The sequence below is a fragment of the Flavobacterium sp. IB48 genome, assembly GCF_016405855.1.
GTDB lineage: Bacteria > Bacteroidota > Bacteroidia > Flavobacteriales > Flavobacteriaceae > Flavobacterium > Flavobacterium ginsengisoli.
The window spans coordinates 485,319-501,663 of record NZ_JAEFCA010000001.1 but is presented as its reverse complement, the minus strand read 5'-3'; the positions used below and the strand labels follow the sequence as shown (position 1 = coordinate 501,663).

Genomic DNA, 16,345 nt, shown 5'->3' with positions numbered 1-16,345 from the left:
TTAAGATGCACCGCAAGTCTTGATTAAGACTTCGTATTTACATTTTAATTGCTTTTGCTTTGCGCAAAATGCAAGAATGTAATTCTTTTCAACATTAAAATCATTTTTTATGCAAAAAAATATAATGCTTTTTGTAGCGTTTTTGCTTTCTGTATCTGTGTTTTCGCAAGAAGATCTAGAAGAAGTGAAAATCACTAAAAAGCAAAAAGGAATTAAAAAATCCTATACGTTAACATCCAATACTTCTGTTATTACTAGTAAAGAGTTGCTTAAAGCGGCCTGCTGTAATCTAGCAGAAAGTTTTGAAACCAATCCGTCAATCGATGTCAATTTTTCTGATGCCTTAACAGGGACTAAGCAAATCAAGATGCTTGGATTGACTAGTCCGTATTTAATGATTACAGAAGAAAATATTCCTTCTGTTCGAGGTGCTTCCCAAGCATACGGATTATCATTTACTCCTGGAACATGGATTGAAAGTGTTCAGATTACCAAAGGAGCGGGGAGTGTTGTAAATGGTTACGAAAGTATCTCTGGCCAAATTAATACAGAGCTTTTAAAACCCTTAAATGATATTCCGTTTTTTCTGAATGCTTATGGTTCAACCGATTCTCGTTTTGAATTGAATACCCATTTCAATAAAAAATTATCAGATAAATGGGCAACCAGTTTATTTGTTCATGGAAATGCGCGTGTTGCAAAAAACGATATGAATAATGATGGATTTTTGGATAATCCGTTAGGAAAACAAATCAATGTTTTAAATCGTTATCAATATTACGATCCAGAAAGCGGTTTGGTTAGTTTTATCAATTTCAGATATATGAATGATAAAAAGCAAACAGGAGAAGTTGACTTTGATAAAGATCGTGATCGCGGAACGACCAATCATTGGGGTTCTGAAATTAACACAGAACGATTTGATGTTTCGACAAAAATCGGATATGTATTTAAAGATATGCCTTATCAAAGTATCGGATTTCAAAATGCTTTTAATAGCCACAAACAAGATTCTTATTATGGTTTAAATCAGTACGATATCAAACAGAATAGTTTTTATTCTAATTTGATTTTCAATTCGATTATAAATAATACAATGCACAAGTTTACAACTGGATTAAATTTTACTTACGACCAATATCAGGAATTTGTCAACCTAACAGATGTAAGCAGAATTGATAATTCGGTTGGCGCTTTCTTTGAGTATACTTATGATAATACCGATAATTTCAGTTTGATTTTAGGTGGAAGAGTGGACAATCATAACCGATTAGGTTTTTTTGTTACACCAAGATTGCACATGAGATATAATCCTTGGAAAAATGGAGTAATTCGTTTTTCTGCAGGAAGAGGAAAACGTTCTGCTAACATTTTTGCTGAAAATCAGCAGCTTTTTGCCAGTTCAAGAACATTCTCAATTTTAGATTCTAACGGAAAAGTATATGGTCTGAATCCAGAGATTGCTTGGAATTATGGCGTGAGTTTTTCACAGAAATTCCGTCTTTTTAATAGAAATGCCGATGCTGGTTTTGATTTATATCGTACCGATTTCCAAAATCAAGCTATTGTAGATGTAATGCAAAGTCCGCAGCAAGTTTTGTTTTATGACTTAAAAGGAAGCTCTTTTGCTAATAGTCTTCAGGTTGAATTTAATTATGAGTTGGTTCATAATTTAAATTTAAGAACAGCTTATAAATACTACGATATACAAACTGATTATTTAAGAGGAACATTTCAACGTCCGCTTCAAGCAAAACATCGTTTTTTAGGGAATTTAGAATATGAAACAACGATGAACAATGATAAGCAATGGAGATTTGATTTTACTTATAATTGGTCAGGGAAACAACAATTACCTTATACTGCATCGAATCCAGTAGAAGATCAATTTCCTGATTTTTCGCCAGCGTATGCGGTGATGAATGCGCAAGTAACTCGTGTTTTTTCGTCTGTTTTTGAAGTATATGTTGGAGGAGAAAATATTGGCAACTACAAACAGCAAAAAGCAATTTTAGGAGCAAATGATCCTTTTGGACCTAATTTTGATGCTTCAATAGCATACGCTCCAATTTTTGGACAAATGTATTATGCGGGATTAAGATTTAAAATTAAATAAAGAGAAAAAAATAAATTTCAACAACAATAAATAATTATAAAATGAATAAGATAGTTTTAATCGCAATGATGGTTTTTTTAGGTTTTTCAGCTCAAGCTCAAACTAAGAAAAATAAGAACTTAAAATATACGACAGAAGTAAATGGCAATTGCGAACAATGCAAGAAAAGAATTGAAAAAGCAGCTTATGGTGTTCCTGGCGTAAAAACTGCAAGTTGGGATGTAAGTTCGCATCAACTTTCGGTTATTTTAAACGAAGAGAAATGTTCGCCTTCGGACTTAAATAAAGCAATTGCAAAGGCAGGTCATGATACTAAGGAAGTTAAAGCAACAACTGAAGATTATGATAATTTGCATAGCTGTTGCAAGTATGTGAGAGAATAATACAAAGTGAAGCCCAGACAATAGAGTCTGGGCTTTTTTTAATAGTTAATTTATGTTTAAAATACTGCATTTTATTGTGGTTAAGGTAAATTATTGTTACTTTCACGAACTTATATAGATAACCAATTCCCCTTTTATGAATAATTTTGAATGGACCCAGTTATTAAACCCTGAATTTTATATTACTTTAAGCGTCGGAGGTTTTCAGATTGGGTTGTTTATTGTTCTGTTTATAGTTTTTGCTGAAACAGGACTTTTTGCAGGTTTTTTTCTGCCTGGAGATAGTTTACTTTTTTTGGCAGGTATTTACAGTCGTGATCTAATTGAGAATGTTGCCTATATTCCGAATGATTTTCTGAATGTATTTCTTCTTGCTACTGCAGTTGCAATAATGGGAGTTTTAGGTAATATGACTGGTTATTGGTTCGGTGCAAAGAGTGGTTATTATTTGTTTAAAAAAGAAGATACATTCTGGTTTAAGAAAAAATACTTGCTTCAGTCAAAAGATTTCTTTGAAAAGTATGGTGGCAAAGCAATTATTTATGCGCGCTTCCTGCCAATCTTTAGAACTTTTGCTCCAATTGTTGCAGGAATCGTTTCGATGGACAAAAAAAAGTTTATGTTCTTTAATGTTTTAAGTTCATTTCTTTGGTCATTTATATTAATTTTCGCAGGACATTATTTATATGGCATTTTCTTAAAACAAGGAATAGATTTAAAGAAACATATTGAGTACATCATTATTATTATCATTATAATTTCAACGTTCCCGGTTCTAATAAAACTACTTAAAAAGACACCAAACGAACAGATATAATCAATAACAAGCATAAAAAAATCCGAAGCTACAACTTCGGATTTTTTATGCTTGTTGTTTAGTTATTATCGACATTTCTATTACATGATTTATATATTGCTTAGCAAATAGAATCGAAGTTAATGAAGTAAGTGTAAAATCAAAAAAGCTGTAATTAGTTTTTAAAACGTAATTACAGCTTTAGGTTAAATTATTATAGTTGTATAAAAGTAATTTCTAATTGGAATTTGGGTATTTAAAAATTGAATATTTTAAGCATTACCATTCATTCACTTTATTTGCATCCATTTTAAGGAAAATAAACAGCAAAATGGTGAATCCCCAGAGTCCAGAACCTCCATATGAAAAGAACGGCAGAGGAACCCCAATTGTAGGGAAAATTCCGATTACCATTGCAATATTTACAAAGAAGTGTATAAAAAGAATTGCAGCGACACAATAGCCGTAAACCCGACTAAACTTTGTCTTCTGTCTTTCTGCTAAGTAAATTACTCTAAGCAATAAGCAGACAAAAAGTAAGATAACTACAAAAGAGCCTGCAAAACCCCATTCTTCGCCAACAGTTGTAAAAATATAATCGGTATGTTGCTCGGGTACAAATCCTCCTTTGGTTTGTGTGCCTTCAAGAAAACCTTTTCCAATCCATCCTCCAGATCCAATGGCAATTTCAGATTGGTTGGTATTGTATCCAATCCCTTTCATATCTACAGTTTTACCTAGTAAAATATTGAAACGATCTCTGTGGTGCTGTTTAAAAACGTTGTCAAATACGTAATCAACAGAGAAAACAAATCCAGAAATTAAGACCAGTAAAATTCCGCTTAAAATAATATTTCTGTCAACTACTCTGCCTTTAAAATGTATAATGGCCAACACGATAAAAGCCATTCCGATAACAGCATATGGTTCTAAAACTAAAGTAAGAACAAAAAGAACGATAGTTATAAATGCTGTCCAAACGTACCAAGATGGCAAGCCTTCTCTGTATAAAACAAGGATAAAAGCACTATAGATTAAAGCACTTCCAGGATCGGGCTGTGGTAGAATAAGCATTACAGGTAATAGCATAATGGCTAAAGCCTGAATTTGTCTATTCGTTTCTTTTAAATTAATTTGTGTATCACTTAAATATTTTGCCAATGCCAAAGAAGTAGCTGCTTTTGCAAACTCAGAAGGCTGTAAAGTAAAACTTCCTATCGCGTACCAGCATCGCTGTCCTGCTATGGTTTTTCCAAAGAGAAATAATCCAGCAAGAGATAATAAGGAAACTCCAAAGATTATACTGGCATATTTTTCGTAAAATTTACCATCAACAAAAAGCACAACAAATATCAATGGAATAGTGCAGCAGATAAAAATCAGCTGTTTTTGATAAGTTCCATCGGTTGATAATAAAGAAGACGAATATATATTAAGCCAACCTAAAGTTACCAGCGCAATGTAGATAAAGACACTTATCCAATCGATATTATTTTTTACACTTTGATTTTTCATTTGAAATAATCTTTCTTAGTTTTTCTTAGTTGTGTCTACTGCTGTTTTTTTTACTTCAGTTTTTGGTGCCGTTGTAACTGGTGCTTTTGGCTTAACAATTTTTGCTTGTAAAACAGAATCTTTTGGCACAGATTCAATTTTAAGAGCATCACTTATTCCGCCTACTTTAGCATATTCCGAAAGTAAGCTTTTGTTTAGTACTCTTATTTCTAGATCTGTTCTTGTAATTTTCTTTCTTAGATATTTTTCAATCATTAAACTCGCAATCGGACCTGCAACTGTTGCTCCAAAACCACCATTTTCAATCATAACTGCAATAGCAATTTTCGGATTGTCTTTTGGGGCAAAAGCAACAAATATAGAGTGGTCTTTAAGCTGGGTTCTTTTACCGTTTATTTTGGCAAAGTTCTCAGCAGTACCTGTTTTTCCGCAAATATCAATTCCTTCTACTCGAAGACTGTAAGCTGTACCTTTGTTGTAAACATCAAATAGTCCACTGATAACTGGCGGGAAATATTTTTGATCAACCGTAGTCACGTGTTTTGTGGTGAACTTTTCGTCGATTTTTTCTCCTTCAATTTTTTTAATGATATGAGGAGTGTAATAATAACCCTGATTGGCAACAGTCGCCATCATATTGGCTAATTGAATAGGTGTCATTAAAACCTCTCCTTGGCCAATTGCATTAGATACAATGGTTGAGCTTCTCCATCCTCCGTTAGGGTAAATCCTTTTGTAGGTTTTAGAGGTTGGTATATTTCCTCGTTTTCCAGTAGGTAAATCATAACCCATGAACTGACCTAATCCAAAACTTTTTACATGACTGCTCCAAACATCAACAGCTTGACCAGGATCTTTGTACTTGTTGATGGTAAGCATATAGGCCTGTCCAAAATAAGTATTACAAGAATTGTAAATTCCGTTGTGCAATTGGTGCGGACCAAAACCGTGACATTTCATGAATCGGCCTCCACCATAACTAAATCCGTGATGACACATAAAAGTAGTTTGCTCATTGATTACGCCTTCTTGAAGTGCAACTAAACCAGTCAGGATTTTGAATGGAGAACCTGGTGGATACTCTGCCAAAAGTCCTCTGTCATATAAAGGTTTCGAAATAGAATCGTTATATAAAAGGGTGTAGTTTTTAGATCTTTGACGTCCTACCAAAATACCAGGATCATAAGAAGGAGCGGTAATTAAAGCAAGAATTTCCCCCGACTTAGGTTCAATTGCCACAATACCACCTCTTTTATTAATCATCAATTCCTCTCCATATTTTTGAAGTGTGGCATCAATCGTTAAATTAATGTCTTCTCCAGCTACGGCGATAGTATCGTATTTTCCTTCTTTATAAGGACCAATTTCTCGGTTATATTTATCTTTCTGAATATATTTTACCCCTTTTATACCACGTAAAGTTTCTTCGTAGCTTTCTTCTACACCTTGCTTTCCAATTAAATCACCACTATTGTAGTATGGATTTTTAGCAATTTGTTTTTCATTTACTTGAGTAATAAAGCCAAATATATTTGCTCCGTAATCTACTTCATAATCACGTAAAGATCTTTTCTGGAAATAAAAGCCTTCATATTTTCTAATTTTTTCCTGAAAAGCGGCAAACTCATTTTTATTCAGCTGAGATAAAAACACAGAAGGAAGCCTTGGACTATAGACCTTTGCTTTTTCAATACGTTTGTGGTATTCTTCTTCAGTAATGTTTAGAAGAGCACAGAACTCGGCAATATTAAGATCTTTTTTTATTTCTCTAGGAATAACCATAATATCGTAAGAAGCCTGATTTGCAACAAGAAGCTTTCCGTTACGATCATAGATATAACCCCTCTCAGGATAGTCATAGACCTTTTTTATCGCATTATTTTCCGATTTCAGTTTAAAAGAATCATCAATAATCTGCAGGTAAAAAATCCTAATCACTAGCAAAGACGCTGCAATAATAATTATAGTGGGCAGCAGGACTTTTCTCATCGTTTATTGGGCTTAATAAGATAAATTATTATGATTGAAGTAATTATTGTAAATATCGAGCTAAACAAAATTCGGAGTAAAACATCCCAAATAAAATTAAATTGAAAAGCTTGAAGAATGAATAATACAGTATGATGCAATAGAACGGACACTAAAATAAATGAAAATCGCTCCGGAGTTAAAGATTCATTCAGTTTAATGGTTTGATATTCATAACTTAAACCAAAAGAAAATTTAAAAATGTAAGGCCTGTAATATGCTAAAATAACACAGGCAGTTGCATGTATTCCGCCAGAATTACAGAACATATCCATTACTAATCCTAAGAAAAAACTAGAAATAATCAATCCCGCTTTATTGCTGTTTACTGGATACAGAATAATATATAAGATGTACGGAAACGGACTTATATATCCTAAGAAATTCATATTGTTGAAAATAACAATCTGAATTGCCAGTAACATAATAAATCGAAAAATATTGACTAACAGAGCGCTATTCATTTTTTTCTTTGTTTTCTAAATTAATAAGTTCCTCTCTGTCCTTACTCTTGATAATATAGACGTGTCCTAAGTTTGTCATATCGTTAAATAACTTAACTTTTATAACATAAAAACTTGTTTGGGTTTCTTTGTAAATTGTTTCAACAGTTCCGATGTTGATTCCTTCAGGGAAAATTACCGATTGTCCTCCTGTTACAATTGTATCTCCTTTTCTAACCGAAGCTAATCTTGGAACGTCTCTTAGCTGTACAAAACCAGTACTTTTTCCATCCCACGTTAAAGAACCAAAGTGATTTGATTTTTTTAACTTGGCATTAATCTGAGATTTCATGTTCAAAATACTCACAACAGTAGAATATCTAGGTGATGTATCATCTACTATACCAACAATTCCTAAACTGTTTATTACTCCCATGTCTGGTTTTACGCCGTCATTGGATCCAGAATTTAAAGTAAGGAAGTTTTCGTGTGTGCTGTATGTGTTATGAATTACTTTTGACACAATGATATCAGCAGGTTTTACCCCTTTAATGGTATCTGGTAAAGGTAATTTGGCTGTGTCTTCTTTATTAAATAAAAGACTTTTTAATCTTGCGTTCTCAAGTACAAGTTCGTCGTTTTCAGCTCTTAAATTCATGTATTCATTAACACGATTGATTTTTTCATAAACACCTCCGCTTAAGAAATTTGCTGAACTGATTATTTTGCTTCTGTGGTAAGAGTGAGATTGAATCGTGAGTCCTAACGATATACCTAAAAGCAGCAAAAACAGCAATCGATTACTGTTTCTTATAATGAAATTAAATATTTGCTGCATTTCTTGTCTGGTTATTTTGTTTCAGGATATGCTTAAAGGTTTCAGTTTTTACAAGGGTCAAATAGTAATAATTTGACCCTTATAAAAGTAAATTGATTTTTATTTTGATCTTATTTGATTAAGATACTTTTAAATTTAGCAATGTTTTTAAGGGCCATTCCTGTACCACGTACAACAGCTCTCAAAGGATCTTCAGCAATGTAAACAGGTAAATCTGTTTTTTGAGAAATACGTTTGTCAAGACCTCTTAACATAGATCCTCCACCTGCTAAATAGATACCGGTGTTGTAGATATCTGCTGCTAATTCAGGAGGAGTTTGAGATAATGTTTCCATTACCGCATCTTCAATACGCTGAATAGATTTGTCTAAAGCTTTTGCAATTTCACGGTAAGAAACATCTACTTGCTTTGGTTTACCCGTAAGCAAATCTCTACCTTGAACTGACATATCTTCTGGCGGGCCGTCTAAATCTTCGATTGCCGCTCCAATTTGAATTTTAATTTTTTCAGCAGTACTTTCTCCAACAAATAAGTTGTGTTGTGTACGCATATAATAAACGATATCGTTTGTGAAAACGTCACCTGCAATTTTTACAGATTTGTCACATACAATTCCGCCTAATGCGATAACAGCAATTTCTGTTGTACCACCTCCAATATCCACAATCATGTTTCCTTTTGGTTGCATAATGTCAATACCAATACCAATTGCCGCTGCCATTGGCTCATGAATCAAGTAAACTTCTTTTCCGTTTACTCTCTCACAAGATTCCTTCACCGCTCTCATCTCCACTTCAGTAATACCAGAAGGAATACATACAACCATACGTAAAGCTGGAGTAAACATTCTTTTTTTCAATGCAGGAATACTTTTAATGAACATATTGATCATTTTTTCCGAAGCATCAAAATCAGCGATTACACCATCTTTCAAAGGCCTTATAGTTTTGATGTTTTCATGTGTTTTACCTTGCATCATATTGGCTTCCTTACCAACAGCAATGATTTTGCCTGATACTCTATCACGTGCAACGATAGATGGACTATCAATGACAACTTTATCATTATGAATGATTAAAGTGTTTGCGGTTCCAAGGTCTATCGCAATATCCTCGGTCATGAAATCAAAAAATCCCATAAGTTTTTTAGGGGTTTAAAATGTTATAAATTATTTATCGAACAAAGTTAAACAAATTAATGTTTAAAATGACGAGTTCCTGTAAATACCATTGCAAGATTATTTTCGTTGCAATAATTTATACTTAATTCGTCTTTAATCGAACCTCCTGGCTGAATTACAGCAGTTATTCCTGCTTTTTTAGCTAATTCTACACAATCCGGAAATGGGAAAAATGCATCGCTAGCCATCGAAGCTCCATTTAAATCAAATCCAAAAGCTTTTGCTTTGTCAACAGCTTGAATTAAAGCGTCAACTCTTGAAGTCTGACCTGTACCTGATGAAATCAATGTTCCATTTTTAGCAAATACAATAGTGTTTGATTTTGTATTCTTGCAGATTTTAGAAGCAAAGATCAAATCTTCGATCTCTTGAGCAGTAGGTTCTGTAATTGTAACGGTTTTTAAATGCTCTTTATTATCCGTAATATTATTTCTGTCCTGAATTAACAAACCATTAAGACAAGTTCTTACTTGACGAGCTGGTAATTCAACTTCATTTTGAACTAATATAATTCTGTTTTTCTTTTCTTGTAACACTGTAACAGCCTCATCATCATAAGCTGGAGCAATTACAACTTCGCAAAATAGTTTGTTGATTTCCTGTGCAGTTTCTAAATCAATTTTTGCGTTAGAAATTAACACTCCTCCAAAAGCTGAAGTAGGATCACAAGCTAAAGCTGCTAAATAAGCTTCGCTGATTGTTTTTCTTGAAGCCAATCCGCAAGCATTGTTGTGTTTCAAAATTGCGAACGTTGGTCCGTCAGTTTTAAACTCAGCAATTAAATTAACTGCAGCATCAACATCTAGTAAGTTGTTGTATGATAATTCTTTTCCGTGAAGTTTTTTGAACATTGCATCAAAATCTCCAAAGAAGAATCCTTTTTGGTGAGGGTTTTCACCGTATCTTAAAACTTGACCGTTTGCAATACTTTCTTTGTAAATAGTCTCGTCTGTATTGAAATAATTAAAAATAGCTCCATCGTAGTGAGATGAAACGTGGAATGCTTTAGTTGCCAACAATCTTCTGTTCTCCAAAGTTGTTGCTCCATCTTGCTCTGTAATCAAATCTAAAAGTAAGCTATACTCGTTTACAGAAGCCACAATTACAGTGTCTTTGAAATTTTTTGCACCAGCACGAATTAATGAAATTCCGCCAATGTCAATTTTTTCAATAATATCTTGTTCGCTTGCTCCAGAAGCAACTGTTTTTTCAAAAGGATATAAATCAACAATTACCAAATCAATCTGAGGAATGTCAAATTCCTTCATTTGCTGAACATCGCTTTCATTATCCTGACGATTTAAAATACCTCCAAAGATTTTTGGGTGTAAAGTTTTTACTCTTCCTCCAAGAATTTCAGGGAAAGAAGTAATATCTTCAACAGGAACTACTGGAATACCAAGGTTTTTGATAAAATCTTCAGTTCCTCCAGTTGAATAAAGTGTTACATTTTGTTCGTGTAATTTTCTAACAATTGGTTCTAATCCATCTTTAGAAAAAACAGAAATTAATGCCGATTGTATTTTTTTTGTTGTGCTCATTGTGTAGTTATGATTTTGAGACTGCAAAAGTAGTTTTTTTATATATTATATTAAAAAAAAATAGTGTAACAAAATGCTAAAAAAATCTACTGATGAGTAAGTTAACTTTTATTAGGTTATTGAATTTAAATTATTGAATTTTACTTTATTGAAAAATACAAAAATATGATCGTTTATCTGAGATTATTAAAGGAAAGTCTGAGCTTTGCCATCAATGCTTTGCGAAATAATAAATTACGCACTTTATTATCGCTATTAGGTGTAACAATCGGTATTTTTTCGATTATCGCTGTTTTGGCTGCCGTTGACTCTTTAGACAAAAAAATCTCAAAAGATTTGAGCAGTTTAGATAAAAATACAATTTATTTAATGAAATATTGCTTTGGGCCGTCTGAAATTCCACAATGGAAGAGAGAACAGTTTCCAAATGTGAAATATGACGAGTATATCGGATTGAAAAATTCAATGAATGATACCGATCAAGTCGGATACCAGCTTTTTGTAAATAGAGAAAGTTTAAAATACGATTCTAAAACTGTTAGCGATGTAAATATTATTCCGTCGTCAAGCGAAATGGTCGATATTGACGGATTGAGTTTTGATAAAGGAAGATTTTATAATGAATCTGAATCAAATTCGGGAACTCCCGTTATTGTTCTGGGATATGATATAGCTGATGGGCTTTTTGGTTCAAGTGATCCGATTGGAAAAAATATTCGCTTGTACGGACAACGATTTACTGTAATTGGCGTAATGGCAAAACAAGGAGCCGGATTCTTTGGAGACAGTAATGATACTTCGGTTTATCTTCCAGCCAATTTTTTAAGAAGAATGTACGGAGATAGCGATTCTATGACGCCAGTAATTGTCTTAAAACCCGTTAAAGGTGTAGATATGGATGCTTATAAAGCGGAAATAGCTCAAAAGCTTAGAGCAATACGCGGGATGAAAGCGGGAGAAATGGATAATTTCTTTATTAATGTGCTTGCTGGATTTACCGATTTTATAGATGGAATTTTAGGGCAGATGAATTTTGTGGGCTGGATCATCAGCGGATTTTCTCTTCTTGTTGGTGGTTTCGGAATTGCAAATATTATGTTTGTTTCGGTTAAAGAAAGAACCAATCTTATCGGAATTCAGAAATCTCTAGGAGCAAAAAATAAATTTATCTTATTCCAATTTTTGTTTGAAGCCGTTATTTTGTCTGTTATTGGCGGAATTATTGGTCTTTTGATGGTTTGGGGAATTGCTTTTGCTCTGACAAAACTGCTAGATTTTGAATTTGTTTTAAGTTTAGGAAATATTCTTTTAGGAACTGGTTTAGCTGCTTTTATTGGTCTGGTTTCTGGAATTCTTCCTGCGATTTCGGCAGCAAATTTAGATCCTGTTGAAGCCATTCGAACAGGAATGTAATATTGATATTTTTAAGAAATGAGTGGTAGGATAGAATTTTATAAAATAGATAAATTAAAAATTGAGGCAAATTTATTACCATTAATATCGGATAATAATATTTCTAAAAACTTTAAAGAATTTGTTTTTTCATCTAATTTGGATACAGAATATTTCAAAGTTTCATATGAGAATATTATAGAGAAAATAAAGTCCAATTTTTTTAAAATAAATCATAATGAATTTGAAGTGATTTTCAAGTGGATATTTGAATGCTACGATGAAGAGTTAGATTGGGATGCGGATTTTTTGGATAATCTAGGTTTATACGAAATTGGAGACTTGCATAGTAGAGAAGAGATATCAATATTTATTTGTTTTGGAGAATATGGAATAAATGACTTTGATGATAAATTAACAAATAGGATGCCTCATGGAACAATTTAAATTCACCTTATAAGCCTGATGAATTTAAACTAGTTATAGATTTTCTTTCCATTGTGCTTCTAAATATTATATTAAAAGATGAAGAGTTGGAAAGTGATTATGAAAATGAGTTAAAAGAAATATTGGCAGATTTGTCCCAAGATAAAGAGATGTATTTAAGTAGTAGTAGGTTTTTGGAAAGTATTTTGAATAAAAGTGATTTTTTAAATTTATACAATGATGATTTAGTATATATGCTTGAATGTTCAGAATCATATTTATGGAAGATCAGATCTTTGAAAGAAAATATTGGGGATTATAATAATCTAGTTTATAGACTTGACTTGTTTTAATTATTTAAGTTTTATAAATATTTTTAAATCCGGCTGAAGCCATTCGAACAGGAATGTAATATTGTTTTTGTGTTATTTTACTGTAAATTTTGTTGGGTGAGAATAATTAGATACATTTGATAGACAACAAATTAAAACACAAGATAAATGAGCTTTAATCTTAAATCTGTTGATACTGTTGAGTCGATTTCCAAGGAAGATTTTAAAAAGAATTACCTAGATAAAAGAAAACCTTTAATCATAAAGGGACTTACAAAAGATTGGCCAGCAAGAGAAAAATGGTCAACGGAGTATTTCAAGCAGATTGCTGGAGATATAGAGGTTAAACTTGTAGATAATTCAAAGGCAGATCCGAAAAAAGTAATCAATGCTTCGATTGCGAGTATGAAATTTGGAGAATATCTGGATTTGATAAAGCGTGAACCAACCCAGTTACGTATTTTTTTCTTCAATCTTTTCAAGCACAGACCCGAATTAATTGACGATGTAAAAGTTCCCAAAGAATTAATGGGAGGTTTTATAGAAAGCATGCCTGCTATGTTTTTTGGCGGTTCTAAAGCGATTACTTTTCTGCATTATGATATCGATTTGCCACATCTTTTTCATACTCATTTCGGCGGAAGAAAGCATATTATCTTATTTGATAACAAATGGAAGAAAAGACTTTACTGTCTTCCAAATACCACTTATGCATTAGAAGATTATGATGTTGCCAATCCCGATTTTGAAAAATTTCCAGCGTTGAAAGGAGTAGAAGGCTATGAAGTTTTTCTCGAGCATGGAGATACTTTATTCATGCCAACAGGAATGTGGCACTGGATGCGTTATATAGATGGTTCTTTTTCTCTAACACTTCGCGCATGGGATCAATCTGTTTCTAGAAAAATTGCTAGCGTATGGAGTCTTTTTATGCATGGTGCTGTAGATAGCGCTATAAAAGTAGTTTTTAGAGAACGTTATGCAATTTGGCGTGAAAAATTAGTCTTTAAAATCGCTGAGAAGGAATTGAAGAAGGATTTGAAAAAAGCAGGGTAATTTCGTAGGAATAAAATATTGGTAGAAACAGAACTTATTCCTTTGGGAAATAAGAGCTGGTATTCATAAATTCCATAGGAACGACATATATTGACTTAGTTTTATTTCTTTCTTTTGACAAATTTGACATGTTCAGGAAATTTGATTCTTGTTTTATCCCATTTAATGTTTTCCGAGTTGTAATGTTTGTTGTTTCTTTTATAATAAATGACCGTGTCTTCTTCTTGTGTCGTTCTTCTTATAATAACAAAATCTCGATCTTTTTTGAAATAATTTAAAGATTTATATAAATCGAAAAATATTTTAGAATTTAAAGTATCAGATTGGGATGCAATAAAAGTTTGATTTCGAAAATCATCTTTATAATTCAATTTAATAAAATCATAAATGTTTTTATTTGAAATTTCAATCAAACCTCTTGGATCTAAATCAGCGAAGTATGGAATTGTGTCTGTATTTGGTGTTCCGCATATCATTCCTATGCCTTTATTTTGCAAATAATATGCAGTAGAATCTGAGTTTATGATGAAAGTATTAGTCCCATAAAATAGCCAGCCAGGAATAGGTGGTGGTGGTGGAATTGTGTCTTTGCCACGAATTATTTCTTTGTTATTCTGAGAAATTATATATGGAATGTTTTCAGCTTGATTTTCTTTCTTGCTACAATTCAAAAAGAGAAAACAAATCATAAAACCAATAAAAATTCTAGCCATAAAGAATAAGATTTAAAATAAAGATATAAAAAAATCTCAAGAAGCAATTTCTTGAGATTTTGTATTGAATTTGTATGTTTTTAGAAAGATTATTTCTCTTTCATTAATTTTTCCAAATATTCATTTTTTTCTTTTTCTGCCAAAACCAAACGTTCGTAAAGTTCAACTACTTTATCTAACGGATTAAATGTGCAATGAGTTGGATTGAACATTCCATTTATTCCAGTACTTGTGCTGTTATCGTAAAAATTATTGAAATAATTTATCATGTTTTCTTCTGTAAAGTTTTTAATTGCTTCGGCACTTACTCCAAGAGCTTTTGCTACTTCTGCAAGTTTTGCGTCGTCAATAGTTTCGCTATTTTCTATTGCTGACACAGATTGTTGAGATATTCCTAATGCTTGTGCCAACGCTTCTTGTTTCATATCTTTAAGTTCGCGAATACGGCTTATTTGTCGTCCTATGTGTTTTGGTTTTGTTGCTGTGCTCATAATTCAAAGATATTTATATTACTTTAGAAAAAATAGATTTCCGTAAAAAACAGGTTTGCATTAGTATGATACGCTATTATCATTTATGCAAAAACAAAAATACAATTTTTCAGACAAGTTATTAATTGAACTTATAAAACTTATATGGTTTGAAAACAAAAAATCCCAAGAAGCAATTTTCTTGGGATTTCTATTTTAAGTAGTTTTAAAACTATCTAATATCATTATTTTGAATCAAATCGATATATAAGTTAATCTTATCTTTCAATTCTTTTCTTGGCGTGATAAAGTCTAAGAAACCGTGCTCTAATAAGAACTCAGCAGTTTGGAAACCTTCTGGCAAATCTTTTCCTGTAGTATCGCGAACAACACGAGGACCAGCAAAACCAATCAAAGCGCCTGGTTCAGAGATATTGATGTCTCCTAACATTGCGTAAGATGCAGTTGTTCCACCCGTTGTTGGATCTGTACAAAGAGAGATGTAAGGTAATTTAGCTTCAGCTAATTGAGCTAGTTTTACAGAAGTTTTTGCTAATTGCATTAAAGAATAAGCAGCTTCCATCATACGAGCCCCACCAGATTTAGAAATCATTACAAAAGGAAGTTTGTTTTTGATCGCGTGATCAATACCTCTTGCGATTTTCTCACCTACAACTGCTCCCATAGATCCACCGATGAATGCAAAATCCATACAGCAGATTACAAGTTCTTTTCCTTTAGATTTTCCTACTCCCGTACGTACAGCGTCTTTAAGGTGAGTTTTCTCCATCACATCTTTCAATCTGTCTGCATATTTCTTTGTGTCAACAAAGTGCAAAGGATCTTTAGAAGTCATGTTTTTGTCTAACTCAACAAATTCGTTGTTGTCGAATAAAATTTCAAAATAGGTTGCGCTTCCAATTCGAACGTGAAAATCATCTTCAGGGCTTACGAATAAATTTCTCGCTAATTCGTCAGCATCAATAATTTTTCCAGTAGGAGATTTGTACCACAATCCTTTCGGAACGTCCATCTTATCTTCTGTCGCGGTCGTAATCCCTTTTTCTTGTCTTTTAAACCAAGCCATATTGAATGTTTTATTTGTTTGAGGTTTC

General features: G+C 32.6%; 16 protein-coding genes. 7 read left to right on the top strand and 9 right to left on the bottom strand.

The features are described 5' to 3' along the window. The first annotated feature begins 109 nt into the window (after positions 1-109). From JC605_RS02190 to JC605_RS02180, 3 genes are all read left to right on the top strand, one after another. Positions 110-2,116, top strand: coding sequence for a TonB-dependent siderophore receptor (locus JC605_RS02190; protein ID WP_198854668.1), 2,007 nt, complete (start codon positions 110-112; stop codon positions 2,114-2,116). A gap of 41 nt (positions 2,117-2,157) precedes the next feature. Continuing rightward, positions 2,158-2,499, top strand: a complete 342-nt coding sequence (locus tag JC605_RS02185) for a heavy-metal-associated domain-containing protein (protein WP_111426071.1) — start codon at positions 2,158-2,160, stop codon at positions 2,497-2,499. 136 nt (positions 2,500-2,635) lie between these two features. Continuing rightward, entirely contained in the window at positions 2,636-3,316 is a 681-nt protein-coding gene (locus JC605_RS02180) for a DedA family protein (RefSeq protein WP_198854667.1), read from the top strand. A 258-nt stretch (positions 3,317-3,574) separates the two neighbouring features. On the opposite strand, the gene rodA is transcribed toward JC605_RS02180, so the two are convergent. The 6 genes from rodA to purH all read right to left on the bottom strand — a co-directional run bounded on the left by rodA (position 3,575) and on the right by purH (position 10,841). Continuing rightward, the gene (gene rodA, locus JC605_RS02175) at positions 3,575-4,810 is read right to left on the bottom strand and encodes a rod shape-determining protein RodA (RefSeq protein WP_198854666.1); all 1,236 of its coding nucleotides are present in this window, start codon (positions 4,808-4,810) and stop codon (positions 3,575-3,577) included. A 15-nt stretch (positions 4,811-4,825) separates the two neighbouring features. Continuing rightward, positions 4,826-6,799 (bottom strand): penicillin-binding protein 2, encoded by a 1,974-nt coding sequence (mrdA, locus tag JC605_RS02170; protein WP_198854665.1) that lies wholly within the window; start codon positions 6,797-6,799, stop codon positions 4,826-4,828. Beyond that, the gene (locus JC605_RS02165; protein WP_198854664.1) at positions 6,796-7,302 is read right to left on the bottom strand and encodes a rod shape-determining protein MreD; all 507 of its coding nucleotides are present in this window, start codon (positions 7,300-7,302) and stop codon (positions 6,796-6,798) included. The genes mrdA and JC605_RS02165 overlap by 4 nt, the downstream gene beginning before the upstream one ends. Beyond that, positions 7,295-8,119 carry a rod shape-determining protein MreC gene (gene mreC / locus JC605_RS02160; protein ID WP_198854663.1) on the bottom strand — a complete coding sequence of 275 codons (825 nt, stop codon included), beginning with the start codon at positions 8,117-8,119 and terminating at the stop codon, positions 7,295-7,297. The genes JC605_RS02165 and mreC overlap by 8 nt, the downstream gene beginning before the upstream one ends. Before the next feature lie 110 nt (positions 8,120-8,229). Then, entirely contained in the window at positions 8,230-9,258 is a 1,029-nt protein-coding gene (locus JC605_RS02155) for a rod shape-determining protein (protein WP_008466528.1), read from the bottom strand. Positions 9,259-9,314: 56 nt separating this feature from the next. Next, positions 9,315-10,841 carry a bifunctional phosphoribosylaminoimidazolecarboxamide formyltransferase/IMP cyclohydrolase gene (purH, locus tag JC605_RS02150; RefSeq protein ID WP_198854662.1) on the bottom strand — a complete coding sequence of 509 codons (1,527 nt, stop codon included), beginning with the start codon at positions 10,839-10,841 and terminating at the stop codon, positions 9,315-9,317. Between the two features lie 165 nt (positions 10,842-11,006). On the opposite strand from purH, the gene JC605_RS02145 reads away from it, so the two are divergent. The 4 genes from JC605_RS02145 (at position 11,007) to JC605_RS02130 (ending at position 14,047) form a co-directional block, all read left to right on the top strand. Next, complete coding sequence (locus JC605_RS02145; RefSeq protein ID WP_198854661.1) at positions 11,007-12,254, top strand: ABC transporter permease; 1,248 nt, start codon at positions 11,007-11,009, stop codon at positions 12,252-12,254. Positions 12,255-12,272: 18 nt separating this feature from the next. Beyond that, entirely contained in the window at positions 12,273-12,680 is a 408-nt protein-coding gene (locus tag JC605_RS02140; RefSeq protein ID WP_198854660.1) for a hypothetical protein, read from the top strand. 86 nt (positions 12,681-12,766) lie between these two features. Next, on the top strand, positions 12,767-13,012 hold the full coding sequence (locus JC605_RS02135) for a hypothetical protein (protein ID WP_198854659.1): 246 nt from the start codon (positions 12,767-12,769) through the stop codon (positions 13,010-13,012). A gap of 147 nt (positions 13,013-13,159) precedes the next feature. Beyond that, entirely contained in the window at positions 13,160-14,047 is an 888-nt protein-coding gene (locus JC605_RS02130; RefSeq protein ID WP_198854658.1) for a cupin-like domain-containing protein, read from the top strand. A gap of 101 nt (positions 14,048-14,148) precedes the next feature. Here the strand turns inward: JC605_RS02130 and JC605_RS02125 are convergent, their stop codons facing one another. The 3 genes from JC605_RS02125 to accD all read right to left on the bottom strand — a co-directional run bounded on the left by JC605_RS02125 (position 14,149) and on the right by accD (position 16,317). After that, positions 14,149-14,760: a hypothetical protein gene (locus JC605_RS02125; protein WP_198854657.1), complete on the bottom strand. Its 612-nt coding sequence runs from the start codon at positions 14,758-14,760 to the stop codon at positions 14,149-14,151. An 89-nt stretch (positions 14,761-14,849) separates the two neighbouring features. Beyond that, a complete protein-coding gene (locus JC605_RS02120) occupies positions 14,850-15,251 on the bottom strand; it encodes a helix-turn-helix domain-containing protein (protein WP_198854656.1) in 402 nt (133 codons plus the stop codon). 211 nt (positions 15,252-15,462) lie between these two features. Beyond that, the gene (accD, locus tag JC605_RS02115; protein WP_111379468.1) at positions 15,463-16,317 is read right to left on the bottom strand and encodes an acetyl-CoA carboxylase, carboxyltransferase subunit beta; all 855 of its coding nucleotides are present in this window, start codon (positions 16,315-16,317) and stop codon (positions 15,463-15,465) included. Between the last annotated feature and the right edge of the window lie 28 nt (positions 16,318-16,345).

Excerpts from the sequence above, each read along its gene's own strand:
- JC605_RS02145 (WP_198854661.1), top strand. The coding sequence starts at position 11,007 with ATGATCGTTTATCTGAGATTATTAAAGGAAAGTCTGAGCTTTGCCATC.
- JC605_RS02155 (WP_008466528.1), bottom strand. The coding sequence starts at position 9,258 with ATGGGATTTTTTGATTTCATGACCGAGGATATTGCGATAGACCTTGGA.
- JC605_RS02180 (WP_198854667.1), top strand. The coding sequence starts at position 2,636 with ATGAATAATTTTGAATGGACCCAGTTATTAAACCCTGAATTTTATATT.
- purH (WP_198854662.1), bottom strand. The coding sequence starts at position 10,841 with ATGAGCACAACAAAAAAAATACAATCGGCATTAATTTCTGTTTTTTCT.
- rodA (WP_198854666.1), bottom strand. The coding sequence starts at position 4,810 with ATGAAAAATCAAAGTGTAAAAAATAATATCGATTGGATAAGTGTCTTT.
- mreC (WP_198854663.1), bottom strand. The coding sequence starts at position 8,119 with ATGCAGCAAATATTTAATTTCATTATAAGAAACAGTAATCGATTGCTG.
- JC605_RS02125 (WP_198854657.1), bottom strand. The coding sequence starts at position 14,760 with ATGGCTAGAATTTTTATTGGTTTTATGATTTGTTTTCTCTTTTTGAAT.
- JC605_RS02185 (WP_111426071.1), top strand. The coding sequence starts at position 2,158 with ATGAATAAGATAGTTTTAATCGCAATGATGGTTTTTTTAGGTTTTTCA.
- JC605_RS02120 (WP_198854656.1), bottom strand. The coding sequence starts at position 15,251 with ATGAGCACAGCAACAAAACCAAAACACATAGGACGACAAATAAGCCGT.
- JC605_RS02190 (WP_198854668.1), top strand. The coding sequence starts at position 110 with ATGCAAAAAAATATAATGCTTTTTGTAGCGTTTTTGCTTTCTGTATCT.
- JC605_RS02130 (WP_198854658.1), top strand. The coding sequence starts at position 13,160 with ATGAGCTTTAATCTTAAATCTGTTGATACTGTTGAGTCGATTTCCAAG.
- JC605_RS02140 (WP_198854660.1), top strand. The coding sequence starts at position 12,273 with ATGAGTGGTAGGATAGAATTTTATAAAATAGATAAATTAAAAATTGAG.
- accD (WP_111379468.1), bottom strand. The coding sequence starts at position 16,317 with ATGGCTTGGTTTAAAAGACAAGAAAAAGGGATTACGACCGCGACAGAA.
- mrdA (WP_198854665.1), bottom strand. The coding sequence starts at position 6,799 with ATGAGAAAAGTCCTGCTGCCCACTATAATTATTATTGCAGCGTCTTTG.
- JC605_RS02165 (WP_198854664.1), bottom strand. The coding sequence starts at position 7,302 with ATGAATAGCGCTCTGTTAGTCAATATTTTTCGATTTATTATGTTACTG.